Genomic DNA, 17,004 nt, shown 5'->3' with positions numbered 1-17,004 from the left:
ACGCGATGCGTCTTATCCGGCCTACAGACCAATTGCGCTCAGTTAGCCGCGTTTGCTCAGAATCTCTTTTTCGTACGCGCGCACGTTCTCCAGCCACTGGCTGCCCGCAGGCGTATCGTGACGCTGGCAATACATCTCCCATACGGCCTGCCACGGCAGGGATTTCTGCTCTTCAAGCAGCGCCAGACGCGCGGTGTAATCACCTTCCGCTTCCAGCTTACGCAGCTCGGCAGTCGGCTCCAGCAGGGCGCGCAGCAGGGCCTTCTTCATGTTGCGGGTGCCGATAACCCACGCGGCGATGCGGTTGATAGACGCGTCGAAGAAGTCGAGGCCAATGTGCACGCGATCAAACAGGTCGTTACGCACAATCTCGCTGGCAATCGCCTGCGTTTCATCGTCCAGCAGCACCACGTGGTCGCTGTCCCAGCGCACCGGGCGGCTCACGTGCAGCAGCAGACGCGGTACATACAGCATGGCGGAGGAGATTTTGTCGGAGATGACTTCTGTCGGGTGGAAGTGGCCTGCATCCAGACACAGCGCGGTCTGACGGCTGGCGGCGTAGCCCATGTAGAACTCATTGGAGCCAACGGTGTAGCTTTCTGCGCCAATACCGAACAGCTTGCTCTCGACGGCGTCAATGTGATGCGCCGGGTCCAGTTTTTCACTGATCACGTCATCCAGAGCGTCCAGCAGACGCTTGCGCGGTGCTAAACGGTCAACGGTGATATCTTTCATGCCATCCGGGATCCAGATGTTCATCACCGACGGGGTGCCCAGTTGCTCGCCGAAATAGGCCGAGATGCGACGGCTGGCTTTGCAGTGATCGATCCAGAACTGGCGAATTTTCGCGTCCGGGTGAGAAAGGGTGAAACCGTCTGCGCTCAGCGGATGCGAGAAGCAGGACGGGTTAAAATCGAGCCCCAGTTGATTGGCTTTCGCCCACTCCACCCAGTTTTTGAAGTGTTCGGGTTTGATCTGGTCGCGGGAAACCGGCGTGTCGGATTCCAGATAGATCGCATGCAAATTCAGGCGTTTCGGTCCAGGGATCAGGCTCAGCGCCTGCTCCAGGTCGGCACGTAATTCGGTCGCGTTACGCGCTTTGCCTGGGTAGTTACCCGTCGCCTGAATACCACCGGTCAGGTTGCCTTCCGGGTTTTCAAAACCGGCGACGTCATCGCCCTGCCAGCAGTGCATTGACACCGGCAGACGATCGAGCTGGCGCAGCGCCTCTTCGGCATCGATACCTACCGCAGCAAAACGCTGTTTTGCCAGTTCCCAGGCTTGTTCAAGTTGAGTAGTCATGCGCAAAGCTCCTTTGTCTGTCGTGTGGATTGAAACTGCGCAACATGGCGGGCAATTTCGCTATCAGGATGAGGAATAAAGGTCGTCAGGTCGTAGTTGGTTCTCACCACCTGACGGAAATCATCAACGTTGGTCAGTTCGTCCAGCGTCATGAGCTGGATACCGATGTTGCCGAGCGTGGACGCTTCCACAGGGCCTGCCATCACACGGATACCGCAGGCGTCGGCGCACAGTTGGTTCAGCAACGCATTCTGGCAACCGCCGCCGACGATGTGCAGGCTGGTGAAGGCTTCACCGCGAAGGTCGGCCAGTTCCTGCAGGACGCGGGCGTACAGCAATGCCAGGCTGTCAAAAATGCAGCGCGCCAGCTCGGCGTCTTGCGTGGGGATGGGTTGACCGGTTTCACGGCAGGCAGCCTGAATTTCTGCGCACATATCGGCAGGGTTGATAAAGCGATCGTCATTGGGATTAATCACGAAGCGGCAAGCGGGCAACGCCTGCGTCTGCTTGATCAGCGCAGGCAGGTCAGCGATCTGCCGTTCTTTCAGGATGCGCTGCAGCAGCCACAGCCCCATGATATTTTTCAGCACGCGGTAGCGTCCTTCCGCGCCGCCCTCGTTGGTAATATTGGCGCTTAACGCGGCCTCATTGGTATAGGGTGTTCTGCTCTCAAAGCCCATCAGCGACCAGGTGCCGGAAGAGAGGTAAGCGCTGTTTTTCTCGGCCAGCGGGGAGGCAATCACCGCGCTGGCGGTATCGTGGCTGGCAACGGCAACGACCGGGATCTGATTACCCTGTGGGCAAATCCAGTGACCGATGACATTGCCCGGATGCGTTGGCGTGCCAAACCAGGCGGGATCCGCTCCGGTCCATGCCAGCAGCGTGTCATCCCAGTCGTCGTTATGAATATTGACGAGCTGCGTGGTGGTGGCGTTGGTGTATTCCCAGTTCAATTTGCCCGTCAAACAATAGGCGATGTAATCAGGAATAAGCAGGGCGTGCGCCACCTGGGAGAGCAGTTCCGGTTGTTGTTCAACCAGCGCGCGTAACTGATATAGCGTGTTAAACGGCAAGAACTGAATACCGCTGCGGCGATAAATTTCATCTTTTCCGAGTTGCGCCTGCGCCTGTTGCATCACGCCGGTGGTGCGGCTGTCGCGGTAGGAGACGGGCAGGCCGACGCGCTGACCATTTTTATCCAGCAGGACATAGTCCACGCCCCAGGTATCAATCCCGATGCTATCAATGCGGATGCCTTCATCGCAGACCTTATCCAGCCCAAGACGAATGGCCTCTTCCAGACTGTCGATATCCCAGACGTCAAAGCCGTCTGTTTTTTGCAGGCAATTCACGAAACGGTGGATTTCACGCAATGTCAGGGTGCGGTGTTCACTGTCGTAACGCGCCAGCATAACGCGTCCACTGGATGCGCCGAGATCGACAGCGACACAATGGCGAAAAGTCATAATGAGGTCCTTCCAGGAGTGATGGCAATGAGTCTAAGAACCCCTGGGAAAAGCTACCTTCTTGCTACTGACAGCCAAAATTAGCCGCTGGCAAGAAAGCAAAGATGAACGTGATGACGTTCACAGTTTCCAATAAAGAATCTGTTTTTACCTGATGTGACGACGTCCGCATTTAGCGAACTTTCCTGCCCGGTCTTGAAAAAATGACCGAATATGCGCGCTTTCATGTCAAAACTTTAAGGTGAGGTGGCGGCCCCTTAATTACTATTTCAGTCATGTTCCACTCCATGTCAGGAAGCCATCATGACCCTATTGCGCAGCGTGGATTTTTTTCCGTCAGGTAAAGCCCCCATCGCCATTGAACCCCGGCTTCCTCAGTCCGCTTTTCCTGAACACCATCATGATTTTCATGAAATAGTGATTGTTGAACATGGCACGGGAATTCATGTTTTCAACGGGCAGCCGTATACCATCAGCGGCGGTACTGTCTGTTTTGTTCGCGATCATGACCGACACATGTATGAACATACTGACAACCTGTGTCTGACCAACGTGCTCTATCGTTCTCCGGATGCGTTCCAGTTTTTGGCAGGGTTGAACCAGCTTTTGCCCCAGGAACAGGATGGACTGTATCCGTCCCACTGGCGGGTAAACCAGAGTGTGTTACAGCAAGTACGCCAACTGGTTGCTTCACTGGAGCAACCCGATGAAGAGATGGACACGCCGGCGGTCGCCAACCGTGAAATCGTGTTTATGCAATTGCTGGTATTGCTACGCAAAAGCAGCCTGATGGAAGGGGCGACGGATAATGATGCGCGACTGAATCACCTGATGGCCTGGCTGGAAGATCACTTTGCCGAAGAGGTCTGCTGGGAAGCCGTGGCCGATCAGTTTTCGCTCTCATTACGCACATTGCACCGTCAGTTGAAACAACAAACTGGGCTGACGCCGCAGCGCTATTTGAATCGACTGCGTTTAATTAAAGCGCGTCATCTGCTACGCCATAGCGATGACAGCGTTACCGATATCGCTTATCGCTGCGGATTTGGCGACAGTAACCACTTTTCGACGCTTTTTCGCCGCGAGTTTGACTGGTCGCCGCGTGATATCCGCCAGGGGCGTGACGCATTGCTGCAGTAACGTAGATGCCACGTGAAGTATGACGGGTATATCAACGTTTTTTGCTGCCGCCTGACGCATAATATTATGTTGTTACTGGTTGAGGTGATGTGGTGGCAAATCAGCTCGTTCTTCATAAAGCCGACTTTTTTGCAAGCGACGCGCAGGCTGTCGCGGTTGCCGATCGCTATCCGCAAAATGTCTTTGCGGAACATACCCATGAGTTTTGTGAACTGGTGCTGGTCTGGCGCGGCAACGGTTTGCATGTCCTCAATGAACGCCCGTATCGCATTACGCGCGGCGACCTGTTCTACATTCGCGCCGAAGATAAACACTCCTATACGTCAGTTAACGATCTGGTATTGCAGAACATCATCTATTGCCCGGAGCGGCTGAAGCTGAATCTGCGGTGGGAAGAGGCAATACCTGGATTTAACGGCACCCAATGGCAGCCGCACTGGCGTTTGACCAGCGAAGGGATGACTCAGGCGCGGCAGGTTATCAGTCAACTTGAGCATGAAAGCAAGCTGAGCTGCCCGTTGGCTAACGGTATGGCGGAGCTGCTGTTTGGGCAACTGGTGATGACCCTGAAGCGGCATCGCTATGCCACGGATAATCTTCCTGTTACTTCAAGTGAAACGCTGTTGGATAAACTGATTACCGCGCTGGCGGGCAGCCTGGAACGCCCGTTTTCGCTGGATGAATTTTGCGTTCGGGAAGTGTGTAGTGAACGCGTGTTGCGCCAGCAGTTTCGCTCCCAAACCGGCATGACCATCAACCAGTATTTGCGCCAGGTACGTGTTTGCCACGCGCAATATTTACTCCAGCATAGCCGCCTGATGATAGGTGAGATTTCGATGCAATGTGGGTTTGAGGACAGTAACTATTTTTCAGTGGTGTTCACGCGGGAAACCGGGATGACGCCAAGCCAGTGGCGCCATCTCAGTCATCAAAGCGACTAATTCGCCATTCCCATTCCGACAATATTGGCGGCGATGATAATCACCACGCAGCCCAGGCTCAGCACACCAACAGGATGCCGACCCGCGTTTTTCCACTCTTTCAATACCAGCCCGACAATACCGCCGCACAGGACATAGAAACTCATGTGCAGCATCCAACTGATGTAGTCATACTGCGCCGGAATGCGTGCGTGACCCCAGGCGTAGAAGAAGAACTGCAAATACCACATCAGACCGGCCAGCGCTGACATCAACACATTGTTGATGATCAGGGGTTTTGCCTGCGAGAAATCGGCTTTTATCGACAGATCTTTGACTTTTGCCAGACGAACGAAGCAGAAGCCCAGGTTGATCAGTGCGCCACCCCCCATGATCACCACGTAGCTGGGCAGGGCGACATACAGTGGGTCCACACCGAGGGCGGCAGCAGCTTCATGCATCGGTTTGGCGGCATTCATCGCAAAAGACATGCCGGCAGAGAAGATCCCGCACATGACCGCCAGCAGCAGACCTTTTTTCAGGTTGAACTCTTCGGCCTTAATGCCCATTTTGCGCTCTTTCAACTGCCCGGCGCGGGTCACAATCCCCACGCCGATAAGCGCCACCAACACGCCAAGCAGCGTCATGCGTCCGCCGTTCGTGTTAATCAGAACATCGAAGTTACCGTTGATAATGGGCGTCATCAACGTACCGACAATCAGCGTAATGCCAATCGCGATACCAATCCCCATCGACATACCGAGGTAGCGCATGGTCAGGCCGTAGTTAATATTGCCAATACCCCACATGGCGCCAAACAGGAAAACAGGTAGTAAAGTAGAAAGGCTGAAAGAGCTGTAGTAGGCCCAAAAATCGGGCAGCAACATGGCGCTGATACCCCACGGTAGGATAATCCAGGAGACCATCCCGCCAACCGACCACATCGTTTCCCATGACCACTGTTTTACTTGCTTAAATGGGGCATAGAAACAGGCTGCACTGGCCGCACCTATCAAATGCCAAAAAATACCCATCGTAATCGCGTTACTCATGACTTTATCCTCATCGTTTTTATTGTCGCGTTACCCCTTCGACGTGATGAGTGTAAAAATTGCGCAGATTCTTCACCTTCTTCCCGTTGCCGCGTTGTGGTTCTCTTTGGCAATAGACACGTTAAGCGGGTGATTTAGCTCACATCTTTGGCATGTAAGTGAGCCGTCATACCCTTATGAAAAGTACGGCATTGATAATCATTTTCAATATCATTTAATTAACTATAATGAACCAACTGCTTACGCGGCGTTAACACCCAGCCGCTCGATAATAATGGAGATGAATATGAGTTATACCCTGCCATCCCTGCCGTACGCTTACGATGCACTGGAACCGCACTTCGATAAGCAGACGATGGAAATTCACCACACCAAACACCATCAAGCCTACGTTAACAATGCCAATGCGGCGCTGGAAAGCCTGCCAGAATTCGCTGGCCTGTCTGCCGAAGAGTTGATCGCGAAACTGGATCAACTGCCAGCGGACAAGAAAACCGTACTGCGTAACAACGCGGGCGGTCACGCTAACCACAGTCTGTTCTGGAAAGGCCTGAAAATCGGCACCACCCTGCAGGGTGACCTGAAAGCCGCTATCGAACGTGACTTCGGTTCCGTTGATAATTTCAAAGCCGAGTTTGAGAAAGCGGCTGCCACTCGCTTTGGTTCTGGCTGGGCGTGGCTGGTGCTGAAAGGCGACAAGCTGGCAGTGGTCTCTACCGCGAACCAGGATTCTCCGCTGATGGGCGAAGCTGTTTCTGGCGCGTCTGGCTTCCCGATTGTCGGTCTGGATGTGTGGGAACACGCGTACTACCTGAAATTCCAGAACCGCCGTCCGGACTACATTAAAGAGTTCTGGAACGTGGTGAACTGGGACGAAGCAGCAGCGCGTTTCGCCGCGAAAAAATAAGTTTGATCATAGCCTGATGGCGGTCACGCCATCAGGCTGCATGACTTAACCTTTTGTTAAAAATACCTCGTCAATCGTTCGGCAGTCACTCTCGCTTAGCTCGCCACCTGCATTGCGCGAAACCCCGGTGCAATAACCAAATTTTCGCGATACCACGGTTTTAATCGTGGTGACAAAATCTTCACCAATCGCATAAATAGACATATAGGTACCGATCTTGTCTTGTATTTCGCGTAACGTGTGGAGATCTCCCTGTTTAAACGCCTCGCGCGCGGCGACAAAAAGCTCAGGCATCACGTTGTTTAATCCGGAAATGATCCCAGCGCCTCCGGCCATCAGGTTAGGGATGTAATACTCGTCATAGCCGGAAAGCACGGCAAAGTCATCACGCACGGCACGGGTGCTCTGGATCATACTGCGGGTGTGGGACTGGCAATCGACGGTATCCTTAATACCGGCAAAATTGGGGAACTCGGCCGCGAGAGTTGCGACCAGCTCTGGGGTTAAATCACAGCCGGTGCGTGCCGGGAAGTTGTAGGCAAACCATTTTCCGCGCAATGCGCCGCCAAGTTTGCGGAAATAGCTCAGGAGCTGTTTTGTTGTTTGTCCGTAATAGTACGGCGGCAAGACCATGACCGCATCGTAACCTGCGTTGTCGGCTTCCTGCGCCATCTGTAAAACGTCGTTCATACAGGTGGAGGAGACGTTGGCGACCATCTTCAGCGAGCTCATTGCTCTGGCTTCCCGGATCAACATCAGTCGCTCTTCAAGACTAAAAGAGGCAAATTCACCGATGCTTCCCATCAGCAAAATAACATCGATTTTGGCGTCGGTAAGGCGCTTGAGATGATGCTTCAGGCCAGAGAGATCGACGTTTCCATCCTTATCCATCGGCGTAATGGAGGGACACCAGACACCAGCAAATTGCGATTGTACTGTCACGTTGTTTACTCCTTGTTATGAAATGGCGTTTCAATATCACCCTAATTGATATCATGTCTGGTCATTTATCATGTGAATCCGGCTCTCATTTTGAGCGGCTGAGGTAAAATAAATATGCTCTAATGAGGATTATTTATCGGGGAGAGGGAACAGATGCGATATCCAGTCGAAGTGTTTACAGGCAAGGTTCTGGACTACACGGGAAGCCGTCCTAGCGCTATTGCGAAGATCCAGGTGGATGGCGAATTGATGCTGACGGAACTGGGCCTGGAGGGTGATGAACAGGCGGAGGCGAAAATCCACGGTGGGCCCGATCGCGCACTGTGCCATTATCCGCGAGAACATTATCTGCATTGGGCTCGGGAATTCCCGGAACAGGCGGATCGGTTTATCGCGCCCGCGTTTGGTGAAAACCTCTCAACCGACGGTCTGACTGAACAGAATGTCTATATTGGCGATATCTTCCAGTGGGGAGAGACGCTGATTCAGGTGACGCAACCGCGTTCGCCCTGCTTTAAACTCAACTACCATTTCGGCATCAGCGACATGGCGAGCCAGATGCAAAACGCCGGTAAAACGGGCTGGTTGTACAGCGTCATCGCGGCCGGGAAAGTCTCGGCGGATGCGCCGCTTGTGCTGGTGTCGCGTGTCAGTGACGTCACGGTACAGGAGGCGATTGCCATCGCCTGGCATATGCCGTTTGATGATGCGCAGTATCACCGCTTGTTGTCGGCGGCAGGATTATCAAAAAGCTGGACCAGAACGATGCAGAAGCGGCGCCTGAGCGGCAAGATCGAAGACAATTCGCGTCGTTTGTGGGGAAGATAAAAAATTGCGCGCCGGGTTAATGCCCGGCGCCACAATTAAGCGCGTTTATACAACGGCAGCCAGATCACCAGGCGTAAACCCCCCAGTGGGCTGTCTTCCGCTTTGACCCAGCCACGGTGCTGCTGGATGGCGGTTTCCACAATCGCCAGACCCAGACCGGTGCCGCCGGATTCGCGATCGCGCGCCTCGTCGGTACGGTAGAACGGTCGGAAAATCTGTTCCCGATCTTCAGGGCTGACGCCCGGACCATCGTCGTCTACGGTAATCGTGATCCCGTCTTTGTCCACCGCGAAGCCAACTTCAATTTTCGTGTGTGAATAGCGCAGGGCGTTACGGACAATATTCTCCAGCGCGCTTTCCAGGGCATTCGGGTTGCCATAGAGCGGCCACGGTCCCGGCGGGAAACTCACCGTCAACGATTTGCCCATCTGCTCGGCTTCGAAGGCGGCATTATCCAGCACATCGCCCCACAGATGATTGGCTTTCATCGTTTCGCTAACCAGCGCGTTTTTCTGCTGATTACGCGACATCACTAACAGGTCGTTGATCATGCTGTCGAGTCGGTGCGCTTCAGTTTCAATACGCTCCAGCTCTTTACTCTCGCCGCCACGGCGACGCAGTAGGGCGGTGCCGAGTTGCAGGCGTGTCAGCGGGGTTCTCAGTTCGTGAGAGATGTCCGACAGCAGACGCTGTTGCGAAGTCATCATCCGCTCGAGCGCAGTCACCATTTGGTTAAAACTGGCGCCAGCCGCGCGAAATTCCTGCGGGCCTGCTTCCAGTTCTGGATGTTGTCGTAAGTTACCCTGCGCCACTTCATCCGCCGCGTTTTTGAGCTTACGCGCCGGTTTTGCCAGGCTCCAGGCCAGCCAGAGAAGCAGCGGGGTGCTGACCAGCATCGTCACAATCAGCAATAGCAGAGGACGGTCAAACAGCAGATTAATAAAATCGGATTGCGAACTGCTGGCCGGGCGGATCAAATAGAGTTGGTAGTTATCTTCCCCGTCTCTGACGGAGAACGGTCCCACCATCTCAACACGGCCATATTTTTTCTTCTGCGGATGATCGGCGTTATCCGCCTGACCAATAAAGTTACGAATGATCTGCATTTCGTTGCGTTCTGCACCGATCACGCGTCCTTCTGTGGTGACAAGTAATAAACGCTGTCCAGGCGGCGCCCACTTGTCAATCGCCCGGAACAAGCGACGCCACCACATCAGATCGTTGGGTGGATCGTTCGCGAGTTCAGCTTCAACGTGTTGCTCAATCATCAACCCCTGGCGCTGTTCGCTGTCCAGTAGCTCGGTCATCTGGCGTGAGTCGAGCTTGGGTAACATCAGAACCAACATCAACACCAGTGCCAGCGTCAACCAGAAGATAGCAAAGATGCGCGCGGTGAGGCTCCCTATCATGAAGCGGAGACCATCAGATAGCCGCGGCCACGCAGGGTTTTAAACCACGGATGCCCGTCTTTGCGTTCCGGCAGCTTACGGCGCAGGTTCGAGATATGCATATCAATTGCACGGTCAAATGGCGTCAGGCGTTTGCCCAGCACTTCCTGGCTTAAATGTTCACGTGAAACCACCTGACCGAGATGCTGAGCCAGCAAATAGAGCAGGGTGAATTCGGTACCGGTTAACTCCAGCGTTTGGCCATCAAAGCTGGCTTCCTGGCGACCCGGATTGAGACTTAAAGCATCCACTTCCAGCGTTGGCGATCCGTTGTCGCTGCTTTGCTGTTGTTCGCTCCAGTGAGAACGGCGCAGGATAGCGCGGATACGTGCGACCAGTTCGCGGTCGTTAAACGGTTTGGGTAAATAGTCGTCCGCGCCCAGCTCGAGGCCAAGTACGCGATCCAATTCGCTGCCGCGCGCGGTCAGCATGATTACGGGGGTCTGGTGTGTCTGGCGAAGCGCTTTCAGTGTGTCGATACCGTTTTTCTTCGGCATCATGACATCGAGCAAAAGCAAATCAATGCTGTCGTCCAGGAGTTCAAGTGCCTGCTCCCCATCATGGGCAACCAGCACATCGAAGCCTTCCATTTCGAGCAGCTCCTTTAACAGGGAAGTCAGCTCTCGGTCATCATCAACTAACAGGATTTTATTCATTTTTTAAATACCTCCGAGGCAGAAATTACGTCATCAGGAGTCGCTAATCCATGACTTTACGTTGTTTTACACCCCCTGACGCATGTTTGCAGCCCGAATCGTAAACTGTCTCTCGTTGAATCGCGACAGAAAAGATTTTGGGAGCAAGTGATGCGCAAAGTTACCGCTGCCGTCATGGCCTCAACGCTGGCACTCAGTCCTTTAAGCCACGCTGCTGAAGTCGTTACAGGCGATAACTGGCACCAGGGCGAAGGGCCTACGCAGCGCAGTACGCAGAGCCATATGTTTGACGGCATAAGTTTAACCGAACATCAGCGTCAACAGATGAGAGATCTGATGCAGCAGGCAAGACACGAACAGCCTCCTGTTAATGTTAGCGAAGTGGAGACAATGCATCGCCTTGTCACCGCAGAAAAATTTGATGAAAGCGCTGTGCGCGCTCAGGCAGAAAAAATGGCACAAGAACAGGTTGCCCGCCAGGTCGAAATGGCCAGGGTCCGCAACCAGATGTATCGCCTGTTAACGCCGGAGCAGCAAGCGGTTTTAAATGAGAAACATCAGCAACGAATGGAGCAACTGCGCGACGTGGCGCAATGGCAAAAAGGCTCATCGTTGAATTTATTGAGTAGTAGCAACTCACGTTCCCAGTAACAAACCCTGTTTTCCTTGCCATAGACACCATCCCTGTCTTCCCCCCACATGATGTGGGGGTTTTTTTTGTCCTCAATTTGTCATCCGGTTATTGTCTGACTGTTTTACGCCATCCGTTATACTACCGGCATGTCCTGGCAGGAGTGTTTATGAATCAAACCTATGGACGGCTGGTAAGCCGGGCGGCAATCGCTGCGACAGTGATGGCGTCGTTATTACTTTTAATCAAGATTTTTGCGTGGTGGTACACCGACTCGGTGAGTATTCTGGCGGCGCTGGTAGACTCGCTGGTGGATATTGCCGCGTCGTTAACGAATCTTCTGGTGGTGCGTTATTCGCTGCAACCCGCAGACGATGAACATACTTTCGGGCACGGTAAAGCCGAATCGCTGGCGGCGCTGGCGCAAAGTATGTTTATTTCGGGTTCTGCGCTGTTTTTATTTTTGACCGGCATTCAACACCTCATTCAGCCCACGCCGATGAAAGATCCGGGCGTTGGCGTCGTGGTGACGGTTATCGCCCTGGTCTGCACGCTTATTTTGGTCACGTTTCAGCGCTGGGTCGTGCGCAAGACGCAAAGTCAGGCTGTGCGGGCAGATATGCTTCATTATCAGTCTGATGTTATGATGAACGGAGCGATTCTTGTTGCGCTCGGGCTTGCCTGGTATGGCTGGCATCGTGCAGACGCCTTGTTTGCGTTGGGAATCGGCATCTATATTCTATATAGCGCGTTACGAATGGGATATGAAGCGGTGCAATCATTGTTGGATCGCGCATTACCCGACGAAGAACGCCAGGAAATTATTGGAATCGTGACAACATGGCCGGGTGTCAGCGGCGCTCACGATCTTCGCACACGGCAGTCAGGGCCGACTCGCTTTATTCAGATTCATTTGGAAATGGAAGATCATCTGCCTCTCGTTCAGGCCCATTTGGTTGCTGAACAGGTAGAACAGGCGATTTTGCGGCGTTTTCCGGGCTCTGATGTCATTATCCATCAGGACCCGTGTTCCGTCGTGCCCAGGGAAGGCAAAAGGTTTGAGCTTTCGTAATTCGTTGTAAAAAAGGTGAACCAGGCCAGCATTTTGTGTATAAATTACCGCCTTTTGGCCTGACCTGAATCAATTCAGCAGGAAGTGATTGCTATACTATCTGCATATGCGTTGGATTGTGTCGATATGCTGAATCGGCTTCCGGCAACAGATTTCATTTTGCATTCCAAAGTTCAGAGGTAGTCATGATTAAGAAAATCGGTGTGTTGACAAGCGGCGGTGATGCGCCGGGCATGAACGCAGCAATCCGTGGTGTTGTGCGCGCAGCGTTGACGGAAGGGCTGGAAGTAATGGGGATTTATGACGGCTACCTGGGTCTGTATGAAGACCGTATGGTTCAGCTTGACCGTTACAGCGTGTCCGACATGATCAACCGTGGCGGCACATTCCTCGGTTCCGCGCGTTTCCCGGAATTCCGCGATGAAAATGTGCGTGCCGTGGCTATCGAAAACCTGAAGAAAAGGGGCATTGACGCGCTGGTGGTGATCGGCGGTGATGGTTCTTATATGGGTGCAAAACGTCTGACTGAAATGGGCTTCCCCTGCATTGGTCTGCCAGGCACTATCGACAACGACATTAAAGGCACCGACTACACCATTGGTTACTTTACGGCGCTGGGGACGGTGGTTGAAGCGATTGACCGTCTGCGTGATACCTCTTCCTCTCACCAACGTATCTCTATCGTTGAAGTGATGGGGCGTTACTGTGGCGATCTGACCCTGGCGGCAGCGATTGCTGGTGGTTGTGAGTTTGTGGTGGTGCCGGAAGTGGAATTCAGCCGTGAAGATCTGGTGGCTGAAATCAAAGCTGGAATTGCGAAGGGCAAAAAACACGCCATCGTCGCTATCACTGAACACATGTGTGACGTTGACGAACTGGCGCATTTCATTGAGAAAGAAACCAAACGTGAAACCCGTGCAACCGTGCTGGGACACATTCAGCGTGGTGGTTCTCCGGTACCTTACGACCGTATTCTGGCATCCCGCATGGGGGCGTATGCCATTGAACTGCTGCTGGAAGGTTTTGGCGGTCGTTGCGTAGGTATTCAGAACGAACAACTGGTTCACCACGACATCATCGACGCTATCGAAAACATGAAGCGTCCATTCAAAGGTGACTGGCTGGACTGCGCGAAGAAACTGTACTGATCGCAATTGCCGGATGGCGGCTTGCGCCTTATCCAGCCTACAAATGCAGCATATAGGCCCGATAAGCGTAGCGCCATCAGGCATAAAGGCGGAGTGAGCTCCGCCTTTTTTACGCTCATTTATATTCTTCGTAGTTATAGCAAATCTTTTTTTATTCTTTAATGTTTGGACTTCTTTCTGGCACGCTCGGATCATCACAACACAGCATAAGAGAGTTGGGCGATGAACAAATGGGGCGTGGGATTAACGTTGTTGCTGGCATCCACCAGCGTTTTGGCGAAGGATATTCAATTACTTAACGTTTCGTATGATCCAACACGTGAGTTGTACGAGCAGTACAACAAAGCGTTTAGCGCACACTGGAAACAGCAAACGGGTGATAACGTGGTGATCCGCCAGTCCCATGGTGGTTCCGGCAAACAAGCGACCTCCGTGATTAATGGTATTGAGGCGGATGTGGTGACTCTGGCGCTGGCCTACGATGTCGACGCCATTGCGGAACGTGGTCGTATTGATAAAAATTGGATCAAACGTCTGCCGGACAACTCTGCGCCTTACACCTCCACCATCGTCTTTCTCGTCCGTAAAGGCAATCCGAAGCAAATTCATGACTGGAACGATCTGGTAAAACCTGGCGTATCCGTCATCACGCCGAATCCGAAAAGCTCAGGTGGCGCACGCTGGAATTATCTGGCTGCGTGGGGCTACGCCCTGCACCACAACAACAATGACCAGGCTAAAGCCCAGGAATTCGTGAAGGCGCTGTTTAAGAATGTGGAAGTTCTCGATTCCGGTGCCCGTGGTTCAACCAACACCTTCGTAGAACGCGGGATTGGTGACGTCCTGATTGCCTGGGAGAATGAAGCGCTGCTGGCAACCCATGAACTCGGTAAAGACAAATTTGAGATTGTGACCCCGAGCGAGTCAATCCTGGCGGAACCGACCGTTTCGGTCGTCGATAAAGTGGCTGAGAAAAAAGGCACTACCGAGGTGGCGCAAGCCTATCTGAAGTACCTCTATTCACCGGAAGGCCAGGCGATCGCGGCGAAAAACTATTATCGACCGCGCGATCCTGATGTGGCGAAGCAATATGAAAGTGCTTTCCCGAAATTGAAACTCTTCACCATTGATGAGGCGTTCGGCGGTTGGACAAAAGCGCAAAAAGAACACTTCGCAAACGGTGGGACATTCGACCAGATCAGCAAACGCTAAGTATTTTTGTGATTTTTGGGCCCGGTGGCGCGACGCTATCGGGCTTTTTTAATTGTCATCATTTTGCGTTACTCTTGCACTTCAATGAGATACAGGAAACGCACAATGAAAAAAGCAGGTTATCTTTCACTGGCGATTGTCGTTATCGCCGCCGCAGCGGGTATCGGCTACTGGAAATTTGCCGGAAATCCGGATGCGCTACGGGAGAAGGTCCTGGAACAGTGCGTGCCAAATCAACTCCAGCGGCAAAATCCGGCACCCTGTACAGAAGTGAAGCCGGAGGCCGGTTATGTGGTGTTTAAAGACAGAAATGGCCCTCTGCAATATTTGTTGATGCCGACTTACCGCATTAACGGTACGGAAAGCCCCTTATTGACGGAACCCTTCACACCCAACTTCTTCTGGCTGGCCTGGCAGGCGCGTAGCTTTATGAGCCAAAAGTATGGGCAGGAGATTCCTGACAGCGCAGTGTCATTGGCGATCAATTCACGCACCGGGCGGACGCAAAACCATTTCCACATCCATATCTCCTGTTTGCGCAAGGACGTTAGAGCGCAACTTGATGACAATATGGCAAAAATCGGCACTCGCTGGTTGCCGCTCGCGGGCGGATTGCGCGGGCATGAGTATCTGGCCCGGCGAGTCACCGAGAACGAACTGGCGCAGCGCAGTCCCTTTATGATGCTGGCGGAAGAGGTGCCGGAAGCGCGCGAACATATGGGTAGCTACGCACTGGCGATGGTGCGCCAGAGCGATGACACCTTTGTATTATTGGCCACACAGCGCAATCTGTTGGCGTTCAACCTGGCGTCTGCCGAGGAAATTCAGGATCATCAATGTGACATTCTGAAGTAACCCACCATATCTGGCGTTTACTCCATCAGCCTGTCCCCGTATTCTTGTTGAAAAAAACAACAGGAGACAGGCATGTCGCTCTGGCTTTCGCACCCGCTGTTTATCCCTTCGCTGCTTGTCGGTATCACTATTCTGCTCTGGGCGACTTCCCTGCTGCCGGAATTTATTACGGCGCTGTTGTTTTTTACCGTCGCGATGGTGGCAAAGATTGCGCCGCCGGACGTTATCTTCGGCGGCTTTGCCTCTTCGGCATTCTGGCTGGTATTTAGCGGATTTGTATTGGGCGTTGCGATCCGTAAAACGGGACTGGCGGACCGGGCGGCGAGGGCATTGTCGGCAAGGCTAACCGACTCCTGGCCGTTGATGGTGGCGAGTGTGGTGTTACTCAGTTATACACTGGCGTTTGTGATGCCTTCCAACATGGGGCGCATCGCATTGCTGATGCCGATTGTTGCGGCGATGGCAAAACGCGCCGGAATTGCTGAGAATTCGCGCGCCTGGTACGGTCTGGCGCTGGCGGTGGGTTTCGGCACCTTCCAACTTTCTGCCACAATCCTCCCTGCTAACGTGCCTAACCTTGTCATGAGCGGCGCGACGGAGGGTTCGTATGGCATCCATTTGAACTATTTGCCGTATTTATTGTTGCATACTCCTGTTCTCGGCTGGCTCAAAGGGGCGGCGCTTGTTCTCCTGATCTGCTGGTTGTTCCCTGGTAAGCCCCATGCGTCGGACGATATCTCATCTCCTGCGCCCATGAGTCGCGATGAAAAGCGGTTATCCTGGATGCTGGCGGTGGTACTGGTGATGTGGGTCAGTGAGGCCTGGCATGGGATTGGCCCTGCGTGGACCGGGCTGGCGGCGGCAGTGATTACCCTGCTACCGCGCGTAGGTTTTATCAATGGCGATGAGTTTTCCAGTGGCGTGAATATTCGCACGTGTATCTATGTGGCGGGTATTCTGGGGCTGGCCATTACTGTAACGCATACCGGAATCGGGAGTGCGGTCGGAGAGGCATTGTTGCAGATTATGCCGCTGAACGCAGAAAACCCCTTTACCAACTTTGTTGCGCTGACCGGGATCACCACCGTCCTCAACTTTATCATGACTGCCAATGGCGTTCCGGCGTTGTATACCACGTTGGCAGAGAGTTTTTCCGATGCGACCGGGTTCCCGCTGCTTTCGGTCATTATGATTCAGGTACTGGGCTATTCCACACCGCTACTGCCGTATCAGGCATCGCCTATTGTCGTGGCGATGGCGCTAGGGAAAGTCCCGGCCAGAGCAGGGATGTTACTGTGTCTGGCTCTGGCATTGGTCACCTGGATGGTGTTGCTGCCGCTGGATTATTTATGGTTCAGCATTCTGGGAAAATTGTAGCTGTCCAGCGTCAATAATCCTGAATAATTCAATCGGCTATTGCTTTCA

At 53.3% G+C, this 17,004-nt stretch carries 16 protein-coding genes; 10 read left to right on the top strand and 6 right to left on the bottom strand.

Annotated elements, in window-relative coordinates:
- Positions 1 to 42: 42 nt before the first annotated feature.
- Together rhaA and rhaB are read right to left on the bottom strand one after the other, a co-directional pair.
- On the bottom strand, positions 43 to 1,302 hold the full coding sequence (rhaA, locus tag NNO04_RS08265; RefSeq protein ID WP_271444248.1) for an L-rhamnose isomerase: 1,260 nt from the start codon (positions 1,300 to 1,302) through the stop codon (positions 43 to 45).
- A complete protein-coding gene (gene rhaB, locus NNO04_RS08260; RefSeq protein WP_271444247.1) occupies positions 1,299 to 2,768 on the bottom strand; it encodes a rhamnulokinase in 1,470 nt (489 codons plus the stop codon). The genes rhaA and rhaB overlap by 4 nt, the downstream gene beginning before the upstream one ends.
- Before the next feature lie 303 nt (positions 2,769 to 3,071).
- On the opposite strand from rhaB, the gene rhaS reads away from it, so the two are divergent.
- Positions 3,072 to 3,908: an HTH-type transcriptional activator RhaS gene (gene rhaS, locus NNO04_RS08255; RefSeq protein ID WP_271444246.1), complete on the top strand. Its 837-nt coding sequence runs from the start codon at positions 3,072 to 3,074 to the stop codon at positions 3,906 to 3,908.
- Positions 3,909 to 4,000: 92 nt separating this feature from the next.
- The gene (rhaR, locus tag NNO04_RS08250; RefSeq protein ID WP_271444245.1) at positions 4,001 to 4,849 is read left to right on the top strand and encodes an HTH-type transcriptional activator RhaR; all 849 of its coding nucleotides are present in this window, start codon (positions 4,001 to 4,003) and stop codon (positions 4,847 to 4,849) included.
- Here the strand turns inward: rhaR and rhaT are convergent.
- On the bottom strand, positions 4,846 to 5,880 hold the full coding sequence (gene rhaT / locus NNO04_RS08245) for an L-rhamnose/proton symporter RhaT (RefSeq protein ID WP_271444244.1): 1,035 nt from the start codon (positions 5,878 to 5,880) through the stop codon (positions 4,846 to 4,848). The genes rhaR and rhaT overlap by 4 nt on opposite strands.
- Before the next feature lie 286 nt (positions 5,881 to 6,166).
- Between rhaT and sodA the strand changes: the two genes are divergently transcribed.
- On the top strand, positions 6,167 to 6,787 hold the full coding sequence (sodA, locus tag NNO04_RS08240; RefSeq protein ID WP_192613889.1) for a superoxide dismutase [Mn]: 621 nt from the start codon (positions 6,167 to 6,169) through the stop codon (positions 6,785 to 6,787).
- Between the two features lie 45 nt (positions 6,788 to 6,832).
- On the opposite strand, the gene NNO04_RS08235 is transcribed toward sodA, so the two are convergent.
- Complete coding sequence (locus NNO04_RS08235) at positions 6,833 to 7,729, bottom strand: dihydrodipicolinate synthase family protein (protein WP_271444243.1); 897 nt, start codon at positions 7,727 to 7,729, stop codon at positions 6,833 to 6,835.
- A 153-nt stretch (positions 7,730 to 7,882) separates the two neighbouring features.
- Here NNO04_RS08235 and yiiM point away from each other — a divergent pair, with 153 nt between their 5' ends.
- The gene (gene yiiM / locus NNO04_RS08230) at positions 7,883 to 8,557 is read left to right on the top strand and encodes a 6-hydroxyaminopurine reductase (protein WP_271444242.1); all 675 of its coding nucleotides are present in this window, start codon (positions 7,883 to 7,885) and stop codon (positions 8,555 to 8,557) included.
- Between the two features lie 35 nt (positions 8,558 to 8,592).
- On the opposite strand, the gene cpxA is transcribed toward yiiM, so the two are convergent.
- Both cpxA and cpxR read right to left on the bottom strand, forming a co-directional pair.
- The gene (gene cpxA / locus NNO04_RS08225; RefSeq protein WP_271444241.1) at positions 8,593 to 9,966 is read right to left on the bottom strand and encodes an envelope stress sensor histidine kinase CpxA; all 1,374 of its coding nucleotides are present in this window, start codon (positions 9,964 to 9,966) and stop codon (positions 8,593 to 8,595) included.
- Complete coding sequence (gene cpxR / locus NNO04_RS08220) at positions 9,963 to 10,661, bottom strand: envelope stress response regulator transcription factor CpxR (RefSeq protein ID WP_038635960.1); 699 nt, start codon at positions 10,659 to 10,661, stop codon at positions 9,963 to 9,965. Before cpxR ends, cpxA begins: the two co-directional genes overlap by 4 nt.
- Positions 10,662 to 10,811: 150 nt before the next feature.
- Here cpxR and cpxP point away from each other — a divergent pair, with 150 nt between their 5' ends.
- From cpxP to NNO04_RS08190, 6 genes are all read left to right on the top strand, one after another.
- Positions 10,812 to 11,312 (top strand): cell-envelope stress modulator CpxP, encoded by a 501-nt coding sequence (gene cpxP, locus NNO04_RS08215; RefSeq protein ID WP_271444240.1) that lies wholly within the window; start codon positions 10,812 to 10,814, stop codon positions 11,310 to 11,312.
- Between the two features lie 149 nt (positions 11,313 to 11,461).
- Positions 11,462 to 12,364 (top strand): CDF family cation-efflux transporter FieF, encoded by a 903-nt coding sequence (gene fieF, locus NNO04_RS08210; RefSeq protein ID WP_271444239.1) that lies wholly within the window; start codon positions 11,462 to 11,464, stop codon positions 12,362 to 12,364.
- A 185-nt stretch (positions 12,365 to 12,549) separates the two neighbouring features.
- The gene (gene pfkA, locus NNO04_RS08205) at positions 12,550 to 13,512 is read left to right on the top strand and encodes a 6-phosphofructokinase (RefSeq protein WP_271444238.1); all 963 of its coding nucleotides are present in this window, start codon (positions 12,550 to 12,552) and stop codon (positions 13,510 to 13,512) included.
- 222 nt (positions 13,513 to 13,734) lie between these two features.
- Positions 13,735 to 14,724, top strand: a complete 990-nt coding sequence (gene sbp / locus NNO04_RS08200) for a sulfate/thiosulfate ABC transporter substrate-binding protein Sbp (RefSeq protein WP_271444237.1) — start codon at positions 13,735 to 13,737, stop codon at positions 14,722 to 14,724.
- Between the two features lie 105 nt (positions 14,725 to 14,829).
- Positions 14,830 to 15,579 carry a CDP-diacylglycerol diphosphatase gene (locus tag NNO04_RS08195; protein WP_271444236.1) on the top strand — a complete coding sequence of 250 codons (750 nt, stop codon included), beginning with the start codon at positions 14,830 to 14,832 and terminating at the stop codon, positions 15,577 to 15,579.
- A 72-nt stretch (positions 15,580 to 15,651) separates the two neighbouring features.
- Positions 15,652 to 16,956 carry an SLC13 family permease gene (locus NNO04_RS08190; RefSeq protein ID WP_271444235.1) on the top strand — a complete coding sequence of 435 codons (1,305 nt, stop codon included), beginning with the start codon at positions 15,652 to 15,654 and terminating at the stop codon, positions 16,954 to 16,956.
- Positions 16,957 to 17,004 lie beyond the last annotated feature (48 nt).

The sequence above is a fragment of the Citrobacter sp. Awk 4 genome (genome assembly GCF_028069725.1).
GTDB lineage: Bacteria > Pseudomonadota > Gammaproteobacteria > Enterobacterales > Enterobacteriaceae > Citrobacter_D.
This window is presented reverse-complemented; position numbering and strand designations above follow the sequence as displayed.